19 protein-coding genes and 1 tRNA gene are annotated in these 22,601 nt (G+C 62.3%); 9 read left to right on the top strand and 11 right to left on the bottom strand.

The features are described 5' to 3' along the window. Positions 1-5 precede the first annotated feature (5 nt). From kdpB to V7D69_RS07115, 4 genes are all read right to left on the bottom strand, one after another. Positions 6-2,018, bottom strand: coding sequence for a potassium-transporting ATPase subunit KdpB (kdpB, locus tag V7D69_RS07130; protein WP_333605431.1), 2,013 nt, complete (start codon positions 2,016-2,018; stop codon positions 6-8). Positions 2,019-2,032: 14 nt separating this feature from the next. Beyond that, a complete protein-coding gene (gene kdpA / locus V7D69_RS07125; RefSeq protein ID WP_324064145.1) occupies positions 2,033-3,733 on the bottom strand; it encodes a potassium-transporting ATPase subunit KdpA in 1,701 nt (566 codons plus the stop codon). 12 nt (positions 3,734-3,745) lie between these two features. Beyond that, complete coding sequence (gene kdpF, locus V7D69_RS07120; RefSeq protein ID WP_324064146.1) at positions 3,746-3,835, bottom strand: K(+)-transporting ATPase subunit F; 90 nt, start codon at positions 3,833-3,835, stop codon at positions 3,746-3,748. A 108-nt stretch (positions 3,836-3,943) separates the two neighbouring features. Next, positions 3,944-4,168: a hypothetical protein gene (locus V7D69_RS07115; protein WP_333605430.1), complete on the bottom strand. Its 225-nt coding sequence runs from the start codon at positions 4,166-4,168 to the stop codon at positions 3,944-3,946. Positions 4,169-4,394: 226 nt separating this feature from the next. Between V7D69_RS07115 and V7D69_RS07110 the strand changes: the two genes are divergently transcribed. Further along, positions 4,395-6,278, top strand: coding sequence for a potassium transporter Kup (locus V7D69_RS07110; RefSeq protein ID WP_324064148.1), 1,884 nt, complete (start codon positions 4,395-4,397; stop codon positions 6,276-6,278). A gap of 82 nt (positions 6,279-6,360) precedes the next feature. Here V7D69_RS07110 and acs read toward each other — a convergent pair whose 3' ends face one another. The 4 genes from acs to V7D69_RS07090 all read right to left on the bottom strand — a co-directional run bounded on the left by acs (position 6,361) and on the right by V7D69_RS07090 (position 10,777). Beyond that, positions 6,361-8,310, bottom strand: a complete 1,950-nt coding sequence (gene acs, locus V7D69_RS07105) for an acetate--CoA ligase (protein WP_324064661.1) — start codon at positions 8,308-8,310, stop codon at positions 6,361-6,363. Between the two features lie 198 nt (positions 8,311-8,508). Beyond that, a complete protein-coding gene (locus V7D69_RS07100; protein WP_324064662.1) occupies positions 8,509-8,985 on the bottom strand; it encodes a MarR family winged helix-turn-helix transcriptional regulator in 477 nt (158 codons plus the stop codon). Positions 8,986-9,231: 246 nt separating this feature from the next. After that, complete coding sequence (locus tag V7D69_RS07095; protein ID WP_333605429.1) at positions 9,232-10,440, bottom strand: oxidoreductase; 1,209 nt, start codon at positions 10,438-10,440, stop codon at positions 9,232-9,234. After that, positions 10,412-10,777, bottom strand: coding sequence for a hypothetical protein (locus V7D69_RS07090; protein WP_333605428.1), 366 nt, complete (start codon positions 10,775-10,777; stop codon positions 10,412-10,414). The genes V7D69_RS07095 and V7D69_RS07090 overlap by 29 nt, the downstream gene beginning before the upstream one ends. Before the next feature lie 165 nt (positions 10,778-10,942). Here V7D69_RS07090 and V7D69_RS07085 point away from each other — a divergent pair, with 165 nt between their 5' ends. Both V7D69_RS07085 and V7D69_RS07080 read left to right on the top strand, forming a co-directional pair. Beyond that, positions 10,943-11,815 carry an alpha/beta hydrolase gene (locus V7D69_RS07085; RefSeq protein WP_324064664.1) on the top strand — a complete coding sequence of 291 codons (873 nt, stop codon included), beginning with the start codon at positions 10,943-10,945 and terminating at the stop codon, positions 11,813-11,815. A 187-nt stretch (positions 11,816-12,002) separates the two neighbouring features. Continuing rightward, positions 12,003-13,214 carry an indolepyruvate oxidoreductase subunit beta family protein gene (locus V7D69_RS07080; RefSeq protein ID WP_333605427.1) on the top strand — a complete coding sequence of 404 codons (1,212 nt, stop codon included), beginning with the start codon at positions 12,003-12,005 and terminating at the stop codon, positions 13,212-13,214. Between the two features lie 19 nt (positions 13,215-13,233). Here V7D69_RS07080 and V7D69_RS07075 read toward each other — a convergent pair. Further along, positions 13,234-13,307: transfer RNA gene (locus V7D69_RS07075), tRNA-Cys, on the bottom strand. Between the two features lie 220 nt (positions 13,308-13,527). Here V7D69_RS07075 and V7D69_RS07070 point away from each other — a divergent pair. Continuing rightward, positions 13,528-14,052 (top strand): molybdenum cofactor guanylyltransferase, encoded by a 525-nt coding sequence (locus V7D69_RS07070; protein ID WP_324064686.1) that lies wholly within the window; start codon positions 13,528-13,530, stop codon positions 14,050-14,052. On the opposite strand, the gene V7D69_RS07065 is transcribed toward V7D69_RS07070, so the two are convergent. Together V7D69_RS07065 and V7D69_RS07060 are read right to left on the bottom strand one after the other, a co-directional pair. Beyond that, positions 14,038-14,805: a winged helix-turn-helix domain-containing protein gene (locus V7D69_RS07065; RefSeq protein ID WP_333605426.1), complete on the bottom strand. Its 768-nt coding sequence runs from the start codon at positions 14,803-14,805 to the stop codon at positions 14,038-14,040. The genes V7D69_RS07070 and V7D69_RS07065 overlap by 15 nt on opposite strands. Positions 14,806-14,932: 127 nt before the next feature. Next, positions 14,933-16,132 carry an LL-diaminopimelate aminotransferase gene (locus V7D69_RS07060; protein WP_333605425.1) on the bottom strand — a complete coding sequence of 400 codons (1,200 nt, stop codon included), beginning with the start codon at positions 16,130-16,132 and terminating at the stop codon, positions 14,933-14,935. Between the two features lie 189 nt (positions 16,133-16,321). Here V7D69_RS07060 and V7D69_RS07055 point away from each other — a divergent pair, with 189 nt between their 5' ends. From V7D69_RS07055 to lptG, 5 genes are all read left to right on the top strand, one after another. Next, positions 16,322-18,184: a PHA/PHB synthase family protein gene (locus tag V7D69_RS07055; RefSeq protein ID WP_333605424.1), complete on the top strand. Its 1,863-nt coding sequence runs from the start codon at positions 16,322-16,324 to the stop codon at positions 18,182-18,184. Between the two features lie 308 nt (positions 18,185-18,492). Beyond that, positions 18,493-19,518, top strand: coding sequence for a phasin family protein (locus tag V7D69_RS07050; RefSeq protein ID WP_324064681.1), 1,026 nt, complete (start codon positions 18,493-18,495; stop codon positions 19,516-19,518). A gap of 125 nt (positions 19,519-19,643) precedes the next feature. Then, a complete protein-coding gene (gene clpS, locus V7D69_RS07045; RefSeq protein ID WP_324064680.1) occupies positions 19,644-20,030 on the top strand; it encodes an ATP-dependent Clp protease adapter ClpS in 387 nt (128 codons plus the stop codon). Positions 20,031-20,192: 162 nt separating this feature from the next. Next, complete coding sequence (gene lptF / locus V7D69_RS07040) at positions 20,193-21,419, top strand: LPS export ABC transporter permease LptF (protein WP_333605423.1); 1,227 nt, start codon at positions 20,193-20,195, stop codon at positions 21,417-21,419. Further along, positions 21,419-22,516 carry an LPS export ABC transporter permease LptG gene (gene lptG, locus V7D69_RS07035; protein WP_333605422.1) on the top strand — a complete coding sequence of 366 codons (1,098 nt, stop codon included), beginning with the start codon at positions 21,419-21,421 and terminating at the stop codon, positions 22,514-22,516. The genes lptF and lptG overlap by 1 nt, the downstream gene beginning before the upstream one ends. The last annotated feature ends 85 nt before the right edge of the window (positions 22,517-22,601 follow it).

Raw genomic sequence — 22,601 nt, 5'->3', positions numbered from 1 at the left:
TGTCCTCAGACGAGGTGAAGGCCGCCGACGATCAAGTCGATCGCCTTGATGCCGATGAAGGGCGCAATCAGCCCGCCGACGCCATAGATCGCGAGATTGCGGGCGAGCAGCGGCCCGGCGCCGATCGGCCGGTACGTGACGCCCCGCAGGGCCAGCGGCACTAGCGCGGGAATGATAAGGGCGTTGAAGATGATCGCTGAAAGGATTGCGCTGCGCGGGCTGGCGAGGCCCATGATGTTGAGCGTCGCCAGCCCCGGATAAAGCGCGATGAACATCGCCGGGATGATCGCGAAGTATTTGGCGACGTCATTCGCTACGGAGAAGGTCGTCAGCGCCCCGCGCGTCATCAGCATCTGCTTGCCGAGCCCGACGATTTCGATAAGCTTGGTGGGATCGCTGTCAAGGTCCACCATATTGCCTGCCTCACGCGCGGCCTGGGTGCCTGTGTTCATCGCGACGCCGACGTCCGCTTGCGCAAGGGCCGGTGCGTCGTTGGTTCCGTCCCCGCACATGGCCACCAGCCGGCCGCCCTGCTGTTCCTTGCGGATCAACTCCAGCTTGTCCTCCGGCGTCGCCTCGGCCAGGAAATCGTCGACTCCTGCTTCGGCGGCGATGGACGCGGCGGTGAGCGGATTGTCGCCGGTAATCATGACCGTGCGGATGCCCATGCGGCGCAGTTCGGCGAAGCGTTCACGCACTCCCGCCTTGATGACGTCTTTCAAGGCGATCATGCCCAGCAGCTTCCCGTCGCGGGCCACTGCCAGCGGGGTCTGGCCGGAGCGGGCGATCTCTTCCGTCACGCGGCGCAGCTCAGTCGCGGCGGATGTCGCCGCCGCATCGGGATTGGCGCGCAGGATCGCATCGACGGCGCCTTTCTGGATGAGGCCGATCGATCCCTTGACGCCGGAGATGCGCGTTTGCGCTGTGAAAGGGATCACTTCGGCGTCGGCCGGCAGTCGCGCTTCGGCGATGCTGTATTTCTCGCGCGCCAGCACCACGATCGAGCGGCCCTCCGGCGTCTCGTCGGCCAGGCTGGCCATCATGGCCGCGTGCGCCAGATCGCCGACCATTACGCCCGCGAGGGGGCGGAACTCGCTCGCCTGGCGATCGCCGATGGTGATCGTGCCGGTCTTGTCCAGCAGCAACACGTCGACATCGCCCGCCGCCTCGACCGCGCGGCCGGATTTGGCCAGGACGTTGAAGCGCACCAGCCGGTCCATTCCGGCGATGCCGATGGCTGAAAGCAGCGCGGCGATCGTGGTGGGGATCAGAGTGATGAGCAGCGCGGCCAGGATCGCCACGGGAACCCCGCCGCTGGCATAGGAGACAAATCCGGGAATGGTGGCGACCGCTATCAGGAAGATGATGGTCAGGCCGACAAGCAGGATGGTGAGGGCGATTTCGTTAGGGGTCTTCTGTCGTTCCGCGCCTTCGACCAGAGCGATCATCCGGTCCAGGAAGCCCTGGCCTGGCTCCTGCGTGACTCTGACCTTGATCGAATCCGAGATCACGCGAGTGCCGGCGGTAACGGCGGAACGGTCGCCGCCTGCCTCGCGGATCACGGGCGCGCTCTCGCCGGTGATTGCCGCTTCGTTGACTGAGGCGACGCCTTCGATCACTTCGCCGTCGGCGGGGATAAGATCGCCGGTTTCGACCAACACCACTTCGCCTCGCTTGAGCTGAGACGCCGCGACCACCTTGCCGGAAGGCAGCTTCGCGGTCAGGTCGGCTTTGGTCGCGCGCAACGAGGCGGCTTGCGCGCGGCCGCGTCCCTCGGCCAGCGCTTCGGCGAAAGTGCCGAACAGCACGGTCAGCCAGAGCCAGACGATCAACTGGATCTGGAAGGATATGGGCAGCCCGTTTCCCCCGATGAACAGCAGCAGGGTAAGCAGCAGCGCCACCACTGCGGTCGTGAAAAGAACGGGGTTCTTCACCAGGTCGCGCGGGGCGAGCTTTTTGAACGCATCACCGATGGCCGGGCCGATCAGCTTGGCGGAAAACATGGTTGAGGTGGTCATACGCGCGACACCTGTCAGAAGAGTTGGCCGTGGATCATCGCAAGATGATCGGCGATCGGCCCGAGCGCGAGGCTGGGAAGAAAGGTCAGCCCGCCGATGATGAGGATCAGCCCGATCAGCAGCCCGACCCAGAGCGCGCCGGTGGTGGGAAAAGAGCCGGTGGTTTCCGGGTGATATTTCTTGGCGGCTAGACTGCCCGCGATGGCCATGGCGGGCACGATCATGAAGAAGCGTCCCACCCACATCGCCAGGCCCAGCAGCCCATCATAGAAGGGGGTCGCGGCGGTCAGGCCGGCGAAGGCCGAACCGTTGTTCCCCGTGCCCGAACTGAAGGCATAGAGAATCTCCGAAAAGCCGTGCGGGCCCTTGTTCAGCGGCCCCGCAAGGCCCCCGGGCAGGACCGCGCCGATCGCGCTCAGGCCCAGGATCATCAGCGGCAGGACCGCGATCGCCAGCACGGCGAACTTGACCTCGCGGCTTTCGATCTTCTTGCCGACATATTCAGGCGTGCGCCCGACCATCAGCCCCGCCACGAAGACGGCGAGGATGGCGAAGAGCAGGAAGCCGTAAAGGCCCGCGCCGACGCCGCCGACGATGATCTCACCCAACTGGATGTTGAACAGCGGGACCAGGCCACCTAACGCCGTGAAGCTGTCATGCATGGCATTGACCGCGCCGCAGGAAGCGTCCGTTGTCACAGTGGCGAACAGGGCGGAGGCGGCGGCGCCGAAGCGCACTTCCTTGCCCTCCATATTGACGCCCGCGACCCCCAGATTGTGCAGCACGGGATTGCCGGCCGCTTCCTGCCAATAGGCGATCGTCACTCCGCCCAGGAACAGCAGCATCATCGCCGCCAGGATCGCCCAGCCCTGGCGCGTATTGTTCACCGCCTTGCCGAACACCCAGGTCAGGCCGACGCCGAGCGCGAAGATCGACAGCATCTGAACGAAGTTGGTCAGCGCCGTGGGATTCTCGAAGGGATGGGCGGAGTTGGCGTTGAAGAAGCCGCCGCCGTTAGTGCCCAGCATCTTGATCGCTTCCTGCGAGGCGACGGGACCAAGCAGGATCGTCTGTTTCGCGCCTTCGAGCGTCTGCGCGTCAACCAGCGAGGCGAAAGTCTGCGGCACCCCGCAGGCGATCAGGAACAGCGCATAGACCACGCAGGCAGGCAACAGGACGTAGAGTGTGATCCGGGTCAGGTCGGCCCAGAAGTTGCCGATGCCGCTCGTTTCGCGCCGCGCGAAACCACGGATCAATGCAAAGGCGATGGCGATGCCGGTCGCCGCTGACAGGAAATTGTGAATGGTCAGCCCCAGCATCTGGCTGAGGTTGGAGAGCGTCTCGCCCGAATAGCTCTGCCAGTTGGTATTGGTCGTGAAGCTGACCGCCGTGTTGAATGCCAGATGTGAGTCCTGCCCGGCAAGACCGCGCGGGTTCATCGGCAGCAGATTCTGGAAGCGCAGGATGAAGTATGTGAAGAGCAGTGTGACAAGCTGGAAGACCAGCATATGCACCGTATAGCGCCGCCAGCCCTGCTCGGCGTTCGGATCGATCCCGGCGAGTCTGTAAAAGCCCCGTTCAACAGGCGCCAGCACTGCGTGAAGCGGTGTGCGTCGGCCTTCGTAGACGGCGTGAAGCCAGATTCCCATCGGCTTGGTCAATGCGATGGTGATCGCGGTGAAGACAAGGATCAGCGTCCAACCCTGCAAGGTCATCGGAGGTTCCCTTCAGAACCGTTCGGGCCGGATCAGCACGGCCACAAGATAAGCGAGAAGCCCGGCCGCCGTGAGGCCGGCGAGCACAAAGGGAAGCGGCATTTTGGTAATTCTCCTCAGACCCGGACGGTCAGGCGCGGTCGCACAGGCGCACGTAAGCCAGCGTCAGGACGAATAGGCCGGCGAGTGTTGACAGCCAGATGAGATCGTTCATCGCTTGGTATCCGTTCGGCGCGTGAAATGGGGTGGAAGCGGGACGTCGCGGAACAGCCACGGCCCGGCGAAGGTGAGCGTCATGCCCGCGCAAAGCAGCAGCACGACAGCCGCGCAGAGCGCCAGTTCGGCTAGACCGGCTGGATGACGAACGGGCGTGATCGCCAAGCGATGGGCAATCAGCGCCACATGCCAGCAGGCGGCCAGCAACAACAATCCCAATCCGCGGACTCCGATTTCCGCGGGCCACCAGCGGCGTCCCGCCCGAAGGGCGAAAAATCGTTGTGATAGCGTGGCGCGTGCCATCTCGCGGCAACTCCCGATGTTACCTGTCGAGAGCCTTATTGGACCTCTTGCGCGTTAAGGTTCCATGGGGAATCCGGCCGCAATGCATAAAGATTCCATAAAGGGCATGGTCCTCTTTCGCGCGCGCGCGTAGATGCCCGGCATGAGCGACATACCGGGACACGGGCATCACCGTGAAAGCCTTGCGACTCTTGCCATCGGCGCCTTGGGCGTGGTGTTCGGCGACATCGGCACTTCCCCACTCTATTCCGTGAAGGAAAGCTTCATCGGCCATCACCCGTTGGTGGTCGATCAGCCGCATATCTTCGGCGTTATTTCTCTGATGTTCTGGACGATGATGATGATCGTCACCGTCAAGTACGTCTTCATCGTCCTGCATGCGGACAATGACGGGGAAGGCGGCAGCCTGGCGCTGCTCGCGCTGATCCGGCGACACCTTGGTGAGACGCGCTGGAGCCCGGTCATCGTGATTCTGGGCGTCGTGGCGACAGCGCTGTTCTATGGCGATGCGATCATCACGCCGGCGATCTCCGTGCTATCCGCGGTCGAGGGGCTGACGGTGGTGCATCAGGGCTTCTCCGAGTGGGTGCTGCCCATTTCCATCGGCATCCTGATCGGTCTGTTCTCCATCCAATCGCACGGCACCTCTACAGTGGGTAAGCTGTTCGGGCCGGTGATGATCGTCTACTTCGCGACTCTGGCGGTGCTGGGGGCGATGTCAGTCGCGCAGACCCCCCAGGTGATCGGGGCGCTCAGCCCGCTTCACGCGGTCCATTTCTTTCTGCTGAACCCGACGCTTGCCTTTCTCGCGCTTGGTTCAGTGGTGCTGGCGGTGACGGGGGCAGAGGCGCTTTACGCCGACATGGGACATTTCGGCCGCAAGGCGATCATGATCTCGTGGCTCTATATCGCCTTCCCCTGCCTATTGGTGAACTACCTGGGGCAGGCCGCCCTGGTCATGCGCCAGCCCGAACTGATCGAGAATCCGTTCTTCCTGCTGGCGCCGGAATGGGGGCGCCTGCCGATGGTCATTCTGGCGACGCTGGCGACAATCATCGCCAGCCAAGCGGTGATATCAGGCGCTTATTCCGTTTCGCAGCAGGCGGTGCAGCTCGGCTATCTGCCGCGCATCAAGATCCTGCACACCAGCGCCAAGGCGGCAGGCCAGATATATGTCCCCCTGGTCAACTGGGGCCTCCTGGTCATGGTGATCGCGCTGGTGATCGGCTTCCGCAGCTCCAGCAGCCTGGCCGCGGCCTACGGCATCGCCGTTACCGGCACGATGGTCATCACCGCCTGCATGCTGGGCGTGCTGGTCTTCGCCGTGTGGAAATGGCATCCGCTGCTCGCGGGTCTGGTGACAGTGACGTTCCTGACGATCGACGGTCTGTACTTCGCTTCGAACATGACCAAGATCCCCGATGGCGGCTGGTTCCCGCTACTGGTTGCGGGCGTGGTGTTCATCGCCCTCACGACCTGGGCGACCGGACGTCGCCTGATGCGGGAGCGACTGGACGAGGACAGTCTGCCGGTCGACGTGTTCCTCAGTTCCGTAGCTGAGAAAGTGCGCCGCATCGCTGGCACTTCGGTGTTCCTGGCATCGACCACGGAGGGGGTTCCCCCGGCCCTGCTGCATAACCTCAAGCACAATCACATCCTGCATGAACGGGTGGTGATCCTGACCGTGAACACGGAGAGCGTGCCGCACGTCCCGGCCAGCGCGCGATCGGAAGTCGAAGCGCTGGGGCAGGGATTCTATCGGGTCCTTCTGCGCTACGGCTTCATGGATGAAGTGGACGTGCCGGCGGTCCTTGCGATCGAAGAGCGGGCCGGTGGGCCGTTCAAGGTGATGGAGACCAGCTATTTCCTCTCCCGCCAGACCCTGATCCCCTCAAGCCGGCCGGGCATGGCGATCTGGCGGGAGAAGTTGTTCGCCTGGATGGTTCGCAATGCCCAGAGCGCGATGGAGTTCTTCAAGCTTCCCACCAATCGCGTAATCGAACTGGGCAGTCAGCTGGAGATCTGATTTCGCGCGTGGCGAGGGGACGTAGCGCTTTGCGGATATGAGGGCGCCGTCGGCGAACGCTTCGGCGCCCCTCTCTTCGTCGTCAGGCGGGCGTCGGGTGCGGCCGATTGGCGATCAGGTGATCGACGACGGACGGATCAGCCAGGGTCGAGGTGTCGCCCAGGTTGGAGAAGTCGTTCTCCCCGATCTTGCGCAGGATGCGGCGCATGATCTTGCCGGACCGGGTCTTGGGCAGGCCGGGGGCGAACTGGATCACGTCCGGCGTTGCGATCGGGCCGATTTCCTGGCGGACCCAGCGGATCAGTTCCTGGCGCAGCGCCTCGTCGGGTTCGACCTCTGCATTGCAGGTGACGAAGGCGTAAATGCCCTGCCCCTTGATCTCATGAGGCATGCCCACCACCGCCGCTTCGGCCACCTTGGGGTGAGCGACCAAGGCGCTTTCGATTTCCGCTGTGCCCATGCGATGGCCGGAGACGTTGATGACATCGTCGATGCGCCCCGTGATCCAATAATAGCCGTCCTCATCTCGGCGGCAGCCGTCGCCCGTGAAATAATAGCCCTTGAAAGTGCTGAAATAGGTCTGGAAAAAGCGCTCGTGATCGCCCCAGACGGTGCGCATCTGCCCTGGCCAGGAATCGGCGATGACCAGGCAGCCGTCCGTCGCGCCGTCAAGCACCTGACCGTCATTGTCGAGCAGCATGGGCTTAACCCCGAACATCGGCCGTGATGCGGAACCGGGCTTCAGCGCGGTGGCGCCGGGTAGAGGGGTAATCATCGCCCCGCCCGTCTCGGTCTGCCACCAGGTATCGACGATCGGGCACCGCCCTTCGCCCACCACCTTGTGATACCATTCCCAGGCTTCAGGATTGATCGGCTCTCCCACTGAACCCAGCAGGCGCAGCGATTGCCGGGAGGTTCGCTTCACCCAATCGTCACCCTCGCGCATCAGCGCGCGCAGCGCGGTAGGGGCGCCGTAGAAGATCTCGACCCTGAACTTGTCCACCACTTGCCAGAAGCGCGAGGGGTCGGGAAAGTTCGGAACGCCTTCGAACATCACGGTCGTGGCGCCGTTCATCAATGGCCCGTAGACGACATAGGAATGCCCGGTAACCCAGCCCACGTCGGCGGCGCACCAATAGACCTGGCCCGGTCGATAATCGAAGACATACTCGTGTGTCATCGAGACCCAGACCGCGTAGCCGCCAGTCGTATGCAGCACCCCCTTGGGCTTGCCGGTCGATCCGGACGTGTAAAGGATGAACAGCGGATCCTCCGCATTCATCTCCTCCGGCGGGCACTCGGCGTTTTGTTCGGCAACGGCGCCGGACCAGTCCACGTCGCGGCCTTCGATCATCGGCGCACCCGAGCGGGTATGCGCGAGGACGATCACTGTCTCGACGCCGGGACACTGCTTGAGCGCTTCGTCGACATTCGCCTTGAGCGGAACCTTCTTGCCACCGCGCAGACCCTCATCGGCGGTTAGCACGATCCGGCTGTCGCAGTCCTGGATGCGTCCGGCCAGAGCATCAGGCGAAAAGCCCGCGAAAACGATCGAATGAATGGCGCCGATCCGCGCGCAGGCGAGCATGGCGACCGCCGCTTCGGGCACCATGGGCAGATAGATGGTTACGCGGTCGCCGCGTCGGACGCCGCGCGCTTTCAGCAGGTTGGCGAAGCGGCAAACGGCATCGTGCAGTTCCCGGTACGTGATGCGCCGTGCCGGGTTGGCCGGATCGTCCGGTTCCCAAAGGATGGCAACGGCATCGCCGCGCGTCCCGAGATGACGATCAAGGCAATTGGCCGAAAGGTTGAGCGTGCCGTCCGCGAACCAGGAAATGCCGAAATCCGCCTCGTGAAAACTGGTTTGCTTGACCGAGCTGAACGGTCTGATCCAGTCGACCCGCGCCGCTTCGTCACGCCAGAAACCTTCCGGGTCCTCCACAGACCTCTGGTACATTTCCTGATAGCGCGCCGCATCGACAAGGGCGTTGGCGGCCCATTGGGCGGGGACGGGATAAACGGCCTCGGCCATGTTCTTTTTTCTCCTCTCCGGACTTTGGTAGCCGACATGATCGGCTTTCCGCCACCCCTTAGCATGGCCAGTGCAGGTTCTCGACCGTAGAGCATGCGGCAAAGGCCGCCACTCGCGCATCATGTCTCGGTTTCGGGACGTTCGCGACAACGAACAGCGAGGCGCGCGGGAAACCTTTCCGCGCGAAACTCGCCAGAATCAGGCCAGGTGGTTGGCCAGAGAGGATTTCAGACTGGTCAGCAGATCGAGCAATTGTTGCTGATGATCTTCGGGAAAGTCCTGCAACGCCTCCTGCACCCACTGATGATGCGCGGCAGCCAGCTTTTCAAAATAGCTCTTCCCCAAGGGCGTCAATGCCACGATCGTCGAACGGGCATCCCCCGGATTGGTGCGCACTACGGCATGGCCCTGTTCGTGCAACTGGCGGACAATCGCGGTCACATTGCCGTTGGACACCAACAATGCGCGGGAGAGGGCACCCATGTTCATCCCTTCGGGAGCGCGAGCGAGCGCCGCCATGACATCGAAGCGGGGCAAAGTCGTATCGAACTGCTCCTGAAAGCGGCGGCGCAGCCGCTTCTCGATGATCTTCACGCAGCCGAGTAAGCGAACCCACATCCGCAGGTCCAAAGCGGTGTCGACCGGGTGGTCGGGCATAATGCTCGTTTCTTCCATGCCCTGTCCTTATCGCTCGGCGCGGCGCAGTGGAATAGGGTGCAGCTTCAGCCAACGGACGCAAGACAAGCCACGGACGTCCGACCGCCCGGCAATATGTTTAAGCTTAAAATATCTTGCGCGATGCATGGACTGTGGTGCACAAGGGAGGGCGCTCTTCTTTTGCAATCGCCGTTGGCACGCGGGCGGCTGCTGAAAGGAAATTTTCGATATGCTGGTCCTTCCCCGCTTCAAGGCCGCTGCCGTTCAGACGTCTCCGGTGTTTCTGGACGCGCCCGGTACGGCTGCCAAAGCGGCGTCCATCATCGGCGAGGCGGCTGGCAATGCGCTATGCCGATGCGCAAATTCATTGATCGCGCGCCAGCGCTGGACATGCGCGTCGTCGTAAAGACCAGGGCATGCGGGTGTCGACCGGCCCTCTGCGGATACCGCCAGCATCTCGGTCATGACCAGCCCTGCGCCGCCCAGCGCTCGGCTGCCGTAATGGACTGCGTGGAAATCCGTGGCGCAGCCGTCCTCGCCGGCCGAGTATGTCAGCATCGGCGGAACGACGATGCGGTTCGCGAAAGTCACATTGCGAAGCGCGAAAGGGGTGAACATCGGCTGGACGGGCCGATCGCGGTTGGCATTTCCCTGCCAGAACCATCGTTCGACGCCTTCCAGCCTGGCGCTGTCGCGAAGGCGCAGATTTTCGTGACTCACCCGCTGGCTGCGAGTCATCAGTGAATAAGCGAACTGGGGCAGATCAAAGTCCAGATAACGGTCCAGCGTTTCGAACCATTCGGTCGAATTGCGCGCGCTGTTCTGGATCTTGAGCACTTCGGCCTGACGTTCGACCTGATAATCCGCAAGGGCGTCGGCCAGCCTCGTGCGGTCGTCCAGACCCGGCCGGTCAAGCACTTGCGCCAACTTGATCGCGTCTTCCAGCGCCAGCTTCGTTCCCGAACCGATGGAGAAATGTGCGGTATGGGCGGCATCGCCCAGGAGGACCACATTGTCGAACGACCAGCGCTCGCACAATACGCGCCGGAAATTGATCCAGGCGGCGGAGCCGCGCAGATGAGCCGCATTGGAAATCAGGCGATGCCCATCAAGATAGCGGGCGAAGATCCGCTCGCAGGCCGCAATCGATTCCGCCTGTTCCATCCTGTCAAGGCCGAGCCCCTCCCAGGTTTCCGGCGCGCATTCGACGATGAATGTCGAATGAGTCTCGTCGAAGCGATAGGCGTGCGCCCAAATCCATCCGGCCTCGGTCTTTTCGAATAGGAAAGCAAAGGCATCGAACAACCTGGTCGTACCCAGCCAGCAGAACTTGTTGCGCCGGGTCTGGACGTCGACGGCGAATTTCTCCTCATGAGCGCTGCGGATCTGGCTGTTCACGCCATCGGCCGCCACGATCAGGTCGAAATCGGCAAAGCGCGACAGATCAGCGTCGAACTCGGTCTCGAAATGCATCTCCACGCCAAGATCGCGCGCGCTGCTGAAGAATCTGGAGCAATCGCTTGCGGCCGATGCCGATGAACCCGTGACCCGAAGAAACGATCGCTTCGCCCGACACGTTCACTTCGATATCGTCCCAATGGGCAAAGCTGTCCGCGATGGTCGCAGCGCTTACCGGATCATTGGCGGCCAGGTTGGTCAACGTCTGATCCGAAAAGACCACGCCCCAACCGAAAGTGTCACCGCCGCGATTGCGTTCGAACACATGCACGTCATGCGCGGGATCGCGCAGCTTCATGGAAATCGCGAAATAGATACCGGCGGGACCCCCGCCCAGACATGCGACGCGCATAGCAATCTCCCATTTGCTTTAAGCTTAAAGTAAATGGGCCGAATAGGCAACCTTATGATGCTGATCCCAGCACCGGTGGACTCGCTGCGCTTTTTGCGGCCAGATAAGAACCACGTTCGCATGCGACAGGCATCCATGGACCGCCTGACGAAGCTGGAGCCCTTTATGACGCAACTTCCGCCTGATCCGGCCACGGAAGCGCAATACCGTATTTCCGAAAGCCTCAGGCCCGAAGAGTTGCAAAGCGGGCTGGAACGCTACGCCCAGCTCTCCGAGGAAGCACGGCGACATTGCCTGGTGTACGAGGATCTGGTCTTCGATGCCCGGTCGGGCTGTTCGCTCGATCTGTTTCCGGCGCGCGAGGGCGCGCCGCTGCTGCTGTTTATCCATGGCGGCTACTGGCGAATGTTTTCACGGCGCGAATCCGCGTTCATGGCCCGCCCTTTCGTGGAACGCGGCATTGCGGTCGCCACGCTCGATTACCAACTGGCGCCCGCTGTCACCCTTGACGAGATCGTGCGGCAAGTGCGCGCCGCCGGAGACTGGCTGATGCGCGGGGGGCCGCGATACGGCGTCGCAGCAGACGCGATCTGGGTCAGCGGCAGCTCGGCGGGCGGCCATCTGGCGGCCATGGTCTGCGCGACGGATTGGCCATCTGGCGGCCGTTTTCGGGGGCTGATGCCGATCAGCGGCCTCTTCGATCTGCGCCCGATCAGCCATACTTTCATCAACGAATGGCTGCGGCTGGATGATCGTGCAGCCGAGCGGCTCAGTCCATTGCTGATTCCTCCGCCGGAGTGCCCGGTCCATATTTTCTGGGGCGAACTTGAACCTGACGTCTTCAAGCGGCAATCGATCAACTACGCAGATTATCTTCGAGACCGAGGCGTTTCGGTTTCGATGACCGAGATTGCCGGTCGCAACCATTTCGATGTCGCGCTTGAGCTTTCCGACCCCGCAAGTTCGTTGGCCCGGCGCTTTCTGGACATCATGCTGGCGGACGATGCGCCGCCGACATCTTCCGTAAGGGGCTCGTGAAATGCCTGATCTTTAACGGGTGCTGATAAAGCGCCGTTCCTCTTGATCGGCCGCTGGCGTCAAGCCGGCCTGAGAGCGCCGTTCGGTTTTCAGCGACAATCAACTCCGATCCACCTTGATGATGGGGGAGGAGTCTGCGGCGGTGCCCAGATTTTCAAGCACCCACGGATTCGAAAAGGCCGCACGGATGAACGTAGGGCGCACGTCGTTGGGGATCTCCACCGCCGATCGCACCACGCTTATCGGATCGACGCACCGGATCTATGCCATTTCCGAAAAGCAGATGATGGGCGATGGCCGTGGCAACAGCGAGCGGATCATCGAGGCGGCGGGCCAACGCTCCAAACGCTTCATCGGCTTCGACATGGAGGCCGCGACCGACCGTTCCGGCAGTGTTATCAGTGCGGTCATGCTCGGCGCGCTCGCGGGAAGCGGCGCGCTGCCCTTTCCGCGCGAAACTTACGAACAGGCGATCAAGGAGAGCGAGATTGCCGTTTCCACCAACCTTGCCGGCTTCGAGGAAGGTTTCGCTTCGGCACAGGGCGCAGTCACGCTTCCGGCGCAGGAACATGTTCCCGTCCCCACGCCGACCACCGCCAAAGGACGTGAACTGGACGAGAGGGCCAGGGGCTTCCTGCCCGACGCTGCCCTCTCCAATGCACGGCACGGCCTGCGACGACTGATGGATTATCAGGACGCGGAATATGCAGGGCTCTATCTTGATCGGCTGCAGCGGATCGCCGCGCTTGACCGGGCTCCCTATCTGCTGACTAGCGAAACGGCGCGGCATCTGGCGTTGTGGATGAGCTATGAGGACACGATTCGCGTGGCCGATCTCAAGACCCGCGCCAGCCGCATCGCGCGCGTCCGTTCCGAAGTAATGGCTCAGGATGGCCAAATTCTGGAAGTGACCGAATTTATGCACCCGCGGCTGCGGGAAATAGGCGAAACTCTTCCCGCGCCGATCGGCCGCCTCCTTTTGGGCGACGGCGTGGCCGCGAAAATGCTGGCGCCTTTTTTCAGGAAAGGCCGCCATGTCCGCACCAGCAGCCTGTTCTGGTTCCTCATCCTGCGGTTGATAGCGAAGCTCCGCGCGATCCGCCGGTCCACCATCCGTTATGCCGAGGAACAGGAGCGCATCGATCGTTGGATCGCTCTTGCCGCCGACCTGGCGAAAACCGACAACGCGGCCGCAGTGGAGTGGATCCGCTGCCAGCAGCTCATCAAGGGCTACGGAGAGACGTTCGAACGCGGCCTGAGCAATTTCATTTCAATCAGAGACGGATTTTTTGGGCTCCGGGAGCGCGATCGCACTGCATCTTGGCTTGCGGAAGCCCGCGCGAAGGCGCTGGAGGATCAAGAGGGAACGGCGCTTGAAAGCTTCCTCAAGGTGGCGTGATCGTTGCCAAACAGGATTTTGGAGGCCCGAGCCGGAATCGAACCGGCGTATACGGATTTGCAGTCCGCTGCGTCACCACTCCGCCATCGGGCCGTCCTTGTGGAGGAGTGCGCGCCTAGCAATGGTTCGGGCGGGGTGCAACCGGGATTCGCGTATTCGGGAGCAATTTGGGCGGCAACGGGGAGGGGCGGGGCAAATATCCCCGGTTCCGTCGAAAACGGGGCAACGATCGGTCGGCTGGGCACTTTCTTCCAGGCGTGCGCTGTCGCATGATGTGGCTCGCTTTTCCTTCGCTTGATGAGGAGCCTTGTCGATGATTCTCGGAGCCGTCCTTGCCGGGGGACTTTCCAGCCGCTTTGGCAGTGACAAGGCTCTGGCTGAACTGGGCGGCCATACCTTGATCGCGCTTGCGGTGGACGCGCTGTCGGCATGCTGTGAGCATGTTGTCGTGATCGGGCGTGAAACGGCCCCCGCACCGACGCTGCCTGACTGGCCACGGCCGGGGATGGGGCCTTTGGGCGGGCTGGCGGCCGCGTTGCACCATGCGCTTGATGAGGGGTATGAAGCGGTTCTCTCCTGTGGCGTCGATGCGGCTTTCCTGCCGGATGATCTGGTGGAACGCCTCTCTCCGGCGCCCGCATTGCTGGAGGCGCAGCCGGTGATCGGCCTCTGGCCCTCGGCCGCCGTGCCTACCTTGGAGGCGCTGCTTCACGGCGAGGCGCGGCATTCCATGCTCCGCTTCGGCGAATTGATCGGCGCGCGCCGGGTTCGCATCGCAACCGCCGTCCCGAACATCAATACGCCGGCCGATCTGGACGCCTTGTCAGGCTTGCGCTGAGATCACCTTCGCCGCTTCACACGGCGCCGCGACCGAAGCGGCGCGGCGCGGGGGTTCCGCCGTGGACGTGCGGAAGACTTTCCCGTGATTGTGCGGGATGCGCAGACGATAACCTTCCTGGGATGCCGTTTCGAGCATGTTGCGCAGACCGGCGAAGCCCAGCTTGCGGCGGAGGCGGGACATGTGAACGGCGATGCTGTTCGTCTGAGGCATGAAGCCCAGGCGCCAGACATCCTGAACCAGCGCCTGCTTGCTCACGATCTGGTTGGGGCTGTCCGTCAGCCGCCAAAGCAGCGCGAACTCGCGCGGGTTGAGGTTGAGGGGCTCATCGAAAGCGTAAGCTTCGCGTGCCAGCAGGTCCAGTTGGAGCGGCCCGAAATCGCGTAGGCGCGGAAGCAGACATGCATGGGCGTTCACCCGGTCTGCGCGCGCACTCAGTTCCCCGATGTCGATGCCTTCGTTCAACGCATCGCCGAAACCGATGTCCAGCAGCCGCGCGCGCTCATGCGGCCGTCTGACGCCGGCAACCAGGATGCCGCGCCGCACTTCGGCGGTCCAGGCCGAAAGGACGCCCATCCACGCGACGCTATCGAGGTCCCCGGCATCGATCACGCCGATGCAGCCGACGCCGGGTTCCCGTTGCTCATCCAGAAGCCAGCCGCAGCGCCGAAGATCGAGGCAGGCAGGGACCGGTCCCGATCCCAGCCAGCGAAACCGCGGCGTGCCATGTATTCGCTGACGCGACGTATCCATCTTTTCCCCACCTGTTTGCCGAGCGGCAATGCAATGGGGCAAGGATCGCTGGGCTATCTCCCGGTAACAACACGTAAAATTTTACAGGTTTACGCGGAAGACTTTGGGCGGATTACTGCGTTTTCCTTCAGGACGCCGGCGTATTCACTCCCATGGATGCCAGGTAACGCTTCACATTGCGCGCGGCCTGGCGCAGGCGCTGCTCATTCTCGACCATGGCGATGCGCACGAAGCCTTCCCCGTCTTCGCCATAACCGACGCCAGGCGCCACCGCTACTTCCGCATGCGTGAGGAGCTGCTTCGAGAACTCCAGGCTGCCCATGTCCTTGAGCGCGGGAGGAAGCGGGGCCCAGGCGAACATCGACGCCTTGGGGCTCGGGATGTCCCACCCGGCGCGCCCGAACGCCTCCACCAGCACGTCGCGCCGCTTCTGGTAAAGCTCCCGATTGCGCTCGACGATGTCCTGCGGGCCATTGAGCGCGGCGCAGGCGGCGGCCTGGATCGGCGTGAAGGCGCCATAGTCGAGATAGGACTTCACGCGCTTGAGCGCGGCGATCAGCTTGCGGTTGCCCACCGCAAAGCCCACGCGCCAGCCCGCCATCGAGAACGTCTTCGACATGGAGGTAAATTCCACCGCGACATCCTTCGCCCCCGGCACTTCGAGGATCGAGCGGGTCGGGTTGCCGTCGTAATACAGCTCCGAATAAGCGAGGTCGGAAAGCACCCAGACCTTGTTTTCCTTCGCCCAGGCGACCAGCCGTTCATAGAATGCAAGGTCGACCGTTTCCGCCGTCGGGTTGGAGGGATAATTGACGATCAGGATCGACGGGCGCGGCACGGTGAAGGCCATCGCCCGTTCCAGCGATCGCCAGTAATTCTCGTCAGGCGTCGTCGGGACCGAACGAATGGTTGCGCCCGCGATGATGAAGCCGAAGGTGTGGATTGGGTAGCTGGGATTAGGTGCCAGCACGACATCGCCAGGCGCGGTGATCGCCGTGGCCAGGCTGGCGAGCCCCTCCTTCGAGCCCATGGTCATCACCACCTCGGTCTCGGGATCAAGCTCGACGCCGAAGCGGCGGGCATAGTAGTTCGCCTGGGCCCGGCGGATGCCGGGAATGCCCGAGGAGGCCGAATAGCCGTGCGCGTCCGGCTTGCGCGCCACTTCGCACAACTTGTCGATCACATGCTGGGGCGGGGGCAGGTCCGGGTTGCCCATGCCAAGGTCGATGATGTCCCTACCCGCCTGGCGTGCTGCATGCCGCATCGCGTTGACTTCGGCGATGACATAGGGCGGCAGTCGCTTGATGCGGTAGAACTCGTCTTCCATGACCTCTTTGAATCCGTAAATGTGGCGGCAAAAGCGCCGCACCGTTCCTGTAGGGGATTACGCCCGATGCGCAAATGCCCGTTCGTTGCAAATAACGTAACATTGGCGAGCTAGACGCCGGAACAGGACTCGACAGGGCGCGTGCCGGACGCCAAACCGGCAGTGTTCATCAAGGAGAGCGATTTGCCCATGGCGACCGACGCCAGCGATCTGTTGAATGACGCTCTGCAAAGCCAGGCCCGAACCTTCTCCACGCTGTTTGGCAACCTCGCCCCCCCCGAAGCCACGCCGGAGGCGCAGGAGGCGGTCCATTGGGCGGGCATCGCGGCGCGGCTGCATTCGATCTGGACGGATTATCAGGTCGAGCAGATCGGCAAGGTCAAGGAAAAGCCGCCCCACTATGCCGATCCGGTGAAGTGGATCGCCACGGCCGAGGCGGTGTTTCGGCAATTGCCATTGGCTCATCCGCAAGTTCAGCAGAAGGTTTGGGATGAGGGTATCACGCTCGCCAATGCCGTGCTTGGCCAGTACGGCCTGGGCCCGCAGGGGCAGGCGGGGCCGACGGAGGAGCCGCAATTGCCGCGGCGGGATCCGCGCTTCGCTGATCCCGAGTGGCGCCGCCGCCCATTCTTTGCATTGCTGCACCAGCTCTATCTGCTGTTGGGTGAGCACGCGATGGAGATGGTGCGCGCTGTCGAGGGGCTGGAACCGGACAGGAAGGCGCAGCTCGTCTTCGCGGCGCGCGCGGTAATGGATGCGCTGAGCCCGGCGAACTTTCCGCTGACCAATCCGGTGGCGCTCGAAAAGGCGGCAGAGACCAAGGGCGAAAGCCTGGTGCGCGGATTCGAGAACTTGCTGGACGATTGGCGCAAGGGCCAGCTTACGCATACCCGCCCCGGCGCTTTCGTGCTGGGGGAGAACATCGCGGTGACACCGGGCAAGGTTGTGCTGGAGACGCCGCTTTATCAACTCATCCAGTATACGCCGACCACGGACAAGGTGCTCAAAACCCCGCTCGTGATCTTTCCGCCGTGGATCAACCGCTTCTACATCCTGGACCTCAATGCCCGGAAAAGCTTCGTGCGCTGGGCGGTGGAGCAGGGCCTGACAGTGTTCATGGTCTCATGGAAATCCGCCGATGCTTCGATGGCCGATCTCGTGTGGGACGATTACATCGCCGGGCAGATCGAGGCGATCGATTTCGTGCGGGCGCGGCTGGGTGTGCCTTCAGTCCATGCCATCGGCTATTGCGTTGCGGGCACGACGCTGGCCGCGACGCTGGCGGTCTTGGCGCGCAAGGAACAGGCGGACAAAGTGGCCAGCGCCACATTCTTCACAGCGCAGGTCGATTTCGAGGAAGCGGGCGACCTCAAGAATTTCGTGGACGACCAGCAGATCGAAACAGTCGGCAAGCTCTCGCCCGAAGGCTATCTTGACGGGCGCTATCTGGCCGCGACTTTCAACATCCTGCGCGGCAACGACTTGATCTGGAGCTATGTGGAGAAGAACTATCTCAAGGGCGAAGACTATCCAGCCTTCGACTTGCTTCACTGGAACGGAGACGTCACTAACCTGCCCGCCAGGTGGCACCTGGATTATTTGCGCGATCTCTATCGCGACAATCGACTGGTGGTCGCAGATTCGCTCCATGCCTGCGGTGTGCCGATCGATCTCCACCGGATCGCCACACCCGTCTATGTGCAGGCCGGGCGCGAGGATCACATCGCGCCGCCGCAAAGCGTCTGGAAGCTGACGCGTTATCTATCCGGGTCGTGGACTTTCCTGCTGGCAGGATCGGGGCACATCGCCGGCGTGGTCAATCCGCCTTCCTCGGGTAAGTACCAGTATTGGACGAATGACGGTTCCGCCGAAACGCTCGGCGATTTCGTCGCGGGAGCCACGGAGCATCCGGGAAGCTGGTGGCCGCACTGGCGGGCCTGGATCGGGGGGATCGATCACGCCGAAGTCCCGGCTCGCGGCAAGCGCCGCCCCGGTGGCCGTGGCGACAAGGTGATTGAGGATGCGCCCGGACGCTATGTTTCCATGCGTTGACAGCCATCGATTTCGGTTCAGCTGAAGTTCACAATACTTTAACCGCCGGGTTGGAACTTCTGCCGGCCAATGAAGTTCACGGAATTCGGGCAGTTTCGCCTGACTGCGGGAAAACGACGGGTAATGTGGCCGCATTGCTCGCCGTTGTGCGTTGCAGCATAAATTGTGCAGTGCAACAAAAGTGTTGACCTCGCTTCCGCAAAAATTTATTTTGCATCGCAACACACGGTGAGTCGCGACTGATGTCGCGTAAATCCGGCCCTAAGCCGAACACGTTTGATGGTTTCTCAATCGCTGGATAGGACATTATGGCTGCGAACGAAGACCAAGACCGCAAGGATGTCGCGACCACTGACAAGGCGTATCAGGCCGCTGTCGATGCGGTGTCTGCCAAGCCGACTGCCGGGGCGGGCAAAGCCAAGGCCGATGGTCCCAAACCGGCGACCAAGGATCGCAAGGCAGAACCCCGCGTAACGAAATCCGCCGCGCCTTCAGTGGCCAAGGCGAAGGGGGATACCAAGCCGGTCCCGATGCCGGCAACGCCCGTCGCGGCGAAAGCCGCCGATGCGCCCAAGGCGGAGCCGAAGGTCGAAAAGCCTCAAGTGGCTGAGATCGCCCCCCCGGCGAAACCGGTAACGCCGCCGGTTCCGGCCGCGCCGATAATTGCAGCGGAACCGGCGCCCGCCGCTCCGCCGCCGCCCATTTCGACGGCCGCGCCGGTCGAGAAAGTTGTTCCGGTGAAGGCCGCGGCGCCCGAACCGGCTGTCGAGGCTCCCAGGGTCAAGCCGGTCTCATCGGCGACCGTCACTGCGGCAGCCACTCCCAAGGCGGCACAGACCGTCCCTTCACCCGCGTTTGTAGGACTTTTTACCAACATCTTGCTCGAGGATATTACAATGGACATGAGCACTAACTTTTCCGGTTTTCAGGATGCCATCAGCGAAGCCCAGACCAAGGCGAAGGAAGTCTTCGAAAAGAGCACCAAGATGCTCGGCGAAGTCGGCGATTTCACCAAGGGCAATGTCGAAGCCGTGATCGAATCCGGCAAGATCCTGGCTGAAGGCGTGCAGAGCCTGGGTTCGGAACTGGTGGCCGAAGGCCGCAGCGCGTTCGAAGTCGCCACGGGCGATATCAAGGAACTCGCCGCCGCCAAGTCGCCGACCGACTTCTTCAAGATTCAGAGCGACATGGTGCGCAAGAACTTCGACAGCGCCGTCGCTTACGGTTCGAAGAACAGCGAAGCGGTGCTCAAGCTCGTCAGCGATGTGCTGGCGCCGATCTCCGGCCGTGTCAGCATCGCGATAGAAAAAGCGCGTTCGACGACCGCCGTGTAAAACGGCTTCGGCGTTGCTCCGGCTCCGCAACCGGGGCCGGTTCACCTCGCCAGAAGGGCTGCAAGTCCGATATTCTCGACCGGGGCATCTTGAAGACAGGTGCCCCGGTACGATATTCTTAGTTCATGATTTCCTCCATCGCCGATTCCGTACACCCTGAGCCTTGGTCCGTGCGCGCCGGGGAGGATTCCGATTCGGATCGCAATGCCGGCGGCGATGAACAGGTAGGCATCGCCACCAAGACCCGCGCCAAACCCAAGAAACCCAGCCAGTTCAAAGTGCTGATGCTGAATGACGATTACACCCCGATGGAGTTCGTGGTGATGGTCCTCAAGCGCTTCTTCCACATGGATCTGGAACAGGCCACGCGCGTTATGCTGCACGTCCATCAAAAGGGCGTGGGCGTCTGCGGCATCTTTCCTTACGAAGTCGCGGAGACCAAGGTGAACCAGGTGATGGATTTTGCTCGGCAGAACCAGCACCCGCTCCAATGCACGCTTGAGAAAGCCTGATTTCGCGGGTCGGAATGCCGCCGCGTCCCCGCGTTCGGCTGACGGTCGGAACCGTCCATCTTCCCGCGGCTGTTCCCGTCCGGCCGGTAACCACAATTCGCTTTGCCGTCAGGCGCCTGTCCGGTAAGGGCCGGGGAGGGATGGTTTTGTGACGACGCCTTCGTGAATTTCCTCAGCGCCATCGACCGCTACATCTTCCGCCTCGTGCTGATGCCGATGCTCGCGATCTTCCTGCTCGCGGCGTCACTGCTGATTCTCGACAAGATGCTGCGGCTGTTCGATTTCGTGGCGACGGAAGGCGGGCCGGTCGGTGTCGTCTTCAAGATGCTGGCGAATATGCTGCCCGAATATGCCAGCCTGGCGATTCCACTGGGGCTCATGGTGGGCATCCTGCTGGCGTTCCGCAAACTGGCGACCAGCAGCGAGCTGGACGTCATGCGCGCGGTCGGCCTCAGCTACACACGGATGTTGCGCGTCCCTTACCTCATTACGCTGGTGCTGGTCGGGCTCAACTTCGCCAACGTCGGCTATCTGCAACCTCTCGCGCGTTATGCTTATGAAGAGCTCAATTACGAACTGAAGTCCGGCGCGCTGGGCGCATCCATCAAAGTGGGCGAGTTTACGTCGCTGAAGGACCGGATCGCGCTGCGGATCGATGAAAGCCGTGACAATGGCCGGCGGTTGATGGGCATCTTCGCGCGGGTGGCCAACAGCAAGGGGCAGGTGCTGTCGATCTCCGCGCGCGAGGGGCGGTTCCTGGCGCTTAGAGGTTCGCCGGATACGATCATATTGCGGCTGGAGCAGGGGCAGATCATTCAGGATGAACCCGGCCAGAAATCACGCGTGCTGACTTTCACACGCCATGACTTGCCGATTGAACTGCCGCAGGTTGAGAAATTTCGCCAGCGCGGCGGCGCGGCCCGCGAATACCTGCTGCCGGAACTGATGAAACTAGGCTGGAATGACCAGATGCCGGAGCAGGGCCGCGTTTCCAGTCAGGCCAATTTCAGTTATCGTCTGGTCGAAGTGGTGATGATGTTGCTGTTGCCGCTGCTGGCGGTCGCCCTCGCGATCCCGCCCAAACGCTCCACTTCGGCACTGGGCCTATTCGTGTCGATCGTGATGATCGTCGCTTATCACAAGGTCAATCAATACGCGAATGACGTGGCCTCTCTTGGTCGGATCAACCCGGTTCTGGGCCTTTGGGGACCGTTCGCGGTTTTTTCCCTGTTGATCCTCTGGATGTATTGGCGCGTAGCCTATGTGCCCGGCGGCCAGGCGATCGGTTGGCTGGAAAAGGCGGTTGACGTGGTGGCCAAGCGGTTCAAGTCCCTTCTGCGCCGCAATCGTCGCGGGCCCATCCTGCCGACTCCGGTGGATCAGACCTGATGCAGCTTGAATTTTTTCCCTCGCGCACGCTGACGCTTTACTTGTCGCGCCTTTTCGTCACACGCATCCTTGCGGTGCTGCTGATGCTGGTGATGGTGTTGCAAGTGCTTGATCTGTTGGGCGAAAGCGGGGATATCCTGGCTTATACGGGCAATGGCGAAGCGCAATTGCTTCATTACGTGGCCTTGCGGGCGCCTCAATTGATCGCGCGGTTCCTGCCTTATTCCGTGCTCCTGGCAACGATCATCACGCTCGCCACGCTGAACCAGAACAGCGAAGTCATCTCGATGAAGGCGGCGGGGCTGTCTGCACACCAGGTGCTGGCGCCGCTGATATTGACGGCGCTGGTGATCTCGGGCCTGAGTTTTGCGTTCAACGAGCGGGTGGTCACGCGGGCGAATGCCGCGCTCGCCGTCTGGCAGGCGGTTCATTACGGGCCAGTGCCGAAGGATTCGGGCGTTCGCAACAATCTCTATCTTTCCGACGGGCGGGATTTGTTGCTGGCGCAGATGTTGACCGGCCACGGAGACACCATGGTCATGACCGGCGTGACCTTTTACCGGCGCGATGCCAATGATATGATCGTGGAACAGTTGCGCAGCCCGCGCGCCACTTACGCCAGGCCGGGGTGGCGGCTGGAAAACCCGCTACGCTTCGATGTCGCGAGCACGACCGTCAGCACGATTCCCTCAATCACTGTCGCGCCGGGGATCACTCCCGCCAAAGTGAAGCTTACGAACGTCGATGGGGATTCGCAGGATCTTCTCACGCTGGCCCGCTCGATCGAGGCCATGCGGATCGCTGGCCGGCGTACGAGCGCGCTGGAGGCGGCTTGGTGGCACAAGCTTTCCGGCCCGCTGTCCTCGGCGCTCATGCCGCTGCTGGGCGCGGTCGCGGCTTTCGGTCTGGCCCGTTCCGGGCAATTGCTGATCCGCGCCGTGATCGGCATGGCGCTGGGCTTTGCCTATTTCGTCATCGACAATGCCGCATTGGCCATGGGAAATTTCGGCGGCTATCCTCCGCTCATCGCAGCCTGGGCGCCTTTCGTGCTGTTTGCATTGATCGGCGAGACGGTATTGATCCGCACTGAGGAATAGGTCTTAAGGGAACATTATCATTGACATAACGAACCATTTGGGTTATATGCCGCAGCACTCGGGATAACCGGGTCACCCCAGGTGC

The sequence above is a fragment of the Novosphingobium sp. genome (assembly GCF_036733805.1).
Taxonomy (GTDB): domain Bacteria; phylum Pseudomonadota; class Alphaproteobacteria; order Sphingomonadales; family Sphingomonadaceae; genus Novosphingobium.
The sequence above is the reverse complement of the archived record's forward strand: the minus strand, read 5'-3'. Positions and strand labels throughout refer to the sequence as shown.

What these genes read in the sequence shown, in the direction of transcription:
- V7D69_RS07070 (WP_324064686.1), top strand. Translation starts at nt 13,528, where the DNA reads ATGATTCTCGGAGCCGTCCTTGCCGGGGGACTTTCCAGCCGCTTTGGC.
- V7D69_RS07080 (WP_333605427.1), top strand. Translation starts at nt 12,003, where the DNA reads ATGAACGTAGGGCGCACGTCGTTGGGGATCTCCACCGCCGATCGCACC.
- kdpA (WP_324064145.1), bottom strand. Translation starts at nt 3,733, where the DNA reads ATGACCTTGCAGGGTTGGACGCTGATCCTTGTCTTCACCGCGATCACC.
- V7D69_RS07060 (WP_333605425.1), bottom strand. Translation starts at nt 16,132, where the DNA reads ATGGAAGACGAGTTCTACCGCATCAAGCGACTGCCGCCCTATGTCATC.
- V7D69_RS07065 (WP_333605426.1), bottom strand. Translation starts at nt 14,805, where the DNA reads ATGGATACGTCGCGTCAGCGAATACATGGCACGCCGCGGTTTCGCTGG.
- clpS (WP_324064680.1), top strand. Translation starts at nt 19,644, where the DNA reads ATGATTTCCTCCATCGCCGATTCCGTACACCCTGAGCCTTGGTCCGTG.
- V7D69_RS07050 (WP_324064681.1), top strand. Translation starts at nt 18,493, where the DNA reads ATGGCTGCGAACGAAGACCAAGACCGCAAGGATGTCGCGACCACTGAC.
- kdpB (WP_333605431.1), bottom strand. Translation starts at nt 2,018, where the DNA reads ATGACCACCTCAACCATGTTTTCCGCCAAGCTGATCGGCCCGGCCATC.
- V7D69_RS07100 (WP_324064662.1), bottom strand. Translation starts at nt 8,985, where the DNA reads ATGGAAGAAACGAGCATTATGCCCGACCACCCGGTCGACACCGCTTTG.
- acs (WP_324064661.1), bottom strand. Translation starts at nt 8,310, where the DNA reads ATGGCCGAGGCCGTTTATCCCGTCCCCGCCCAATGGGCCGCCAACGCC.
- V7D69_RS07085 (WP_324064664.1), top strand. Translation starts at nt 10,943, where the DNA reads ATGACGCAACTTCCGCCTGATCCGGCCACGGAAGCGCAATACCGTATT.
- lptG (WP_333605422.1), top strand. Translation starts at nt 21,419, where the DNA reads ATGCAGCTTGAATTTTTTCCCTCGCGCACGCTGACGCTTTACTTGTCG.
- V7D69_RS07110 (WP_324064148.1), top strand. Translation starts at nt 4,395, where the DNA reads ATGAGCGACATACCGGGACACGGGCATCACCGTGAAAGCCTTGCGACT.
- V7D69_RS07095 (WP_333605429.1), bottom strand. Translation starts at nt 10,440, where the DNA reads ATGCATTTCGAGACCGAGTTCGACGCTGATCTGTCGCGCTTTGCCGAT.
- kdpF (WP_324064146.1), bottom strand. Translation starts at nt 3,835, where the DNA reads ATGCCGCTTCCCTTTGTGCTCGCCGGCCTCACGGCGGCCGGGCTTCTC.
- V7D69_RS07090 (WP_333605428.1), bottom strand. Translation starts at nt 10,777, where the DNA reads ATGCGCGTCGCATGTCTGGGCGGGGGTCCCGCCGGTATCTATTTCGCG.
- V7D69_RS07055 (WP_333605424.1), top strand. Translation starts at nt 16,322, where the DNA reads ATGGCGACCGACGCCAGCGATCTGTTGAATGACGCTCTGCAAAGCCAG.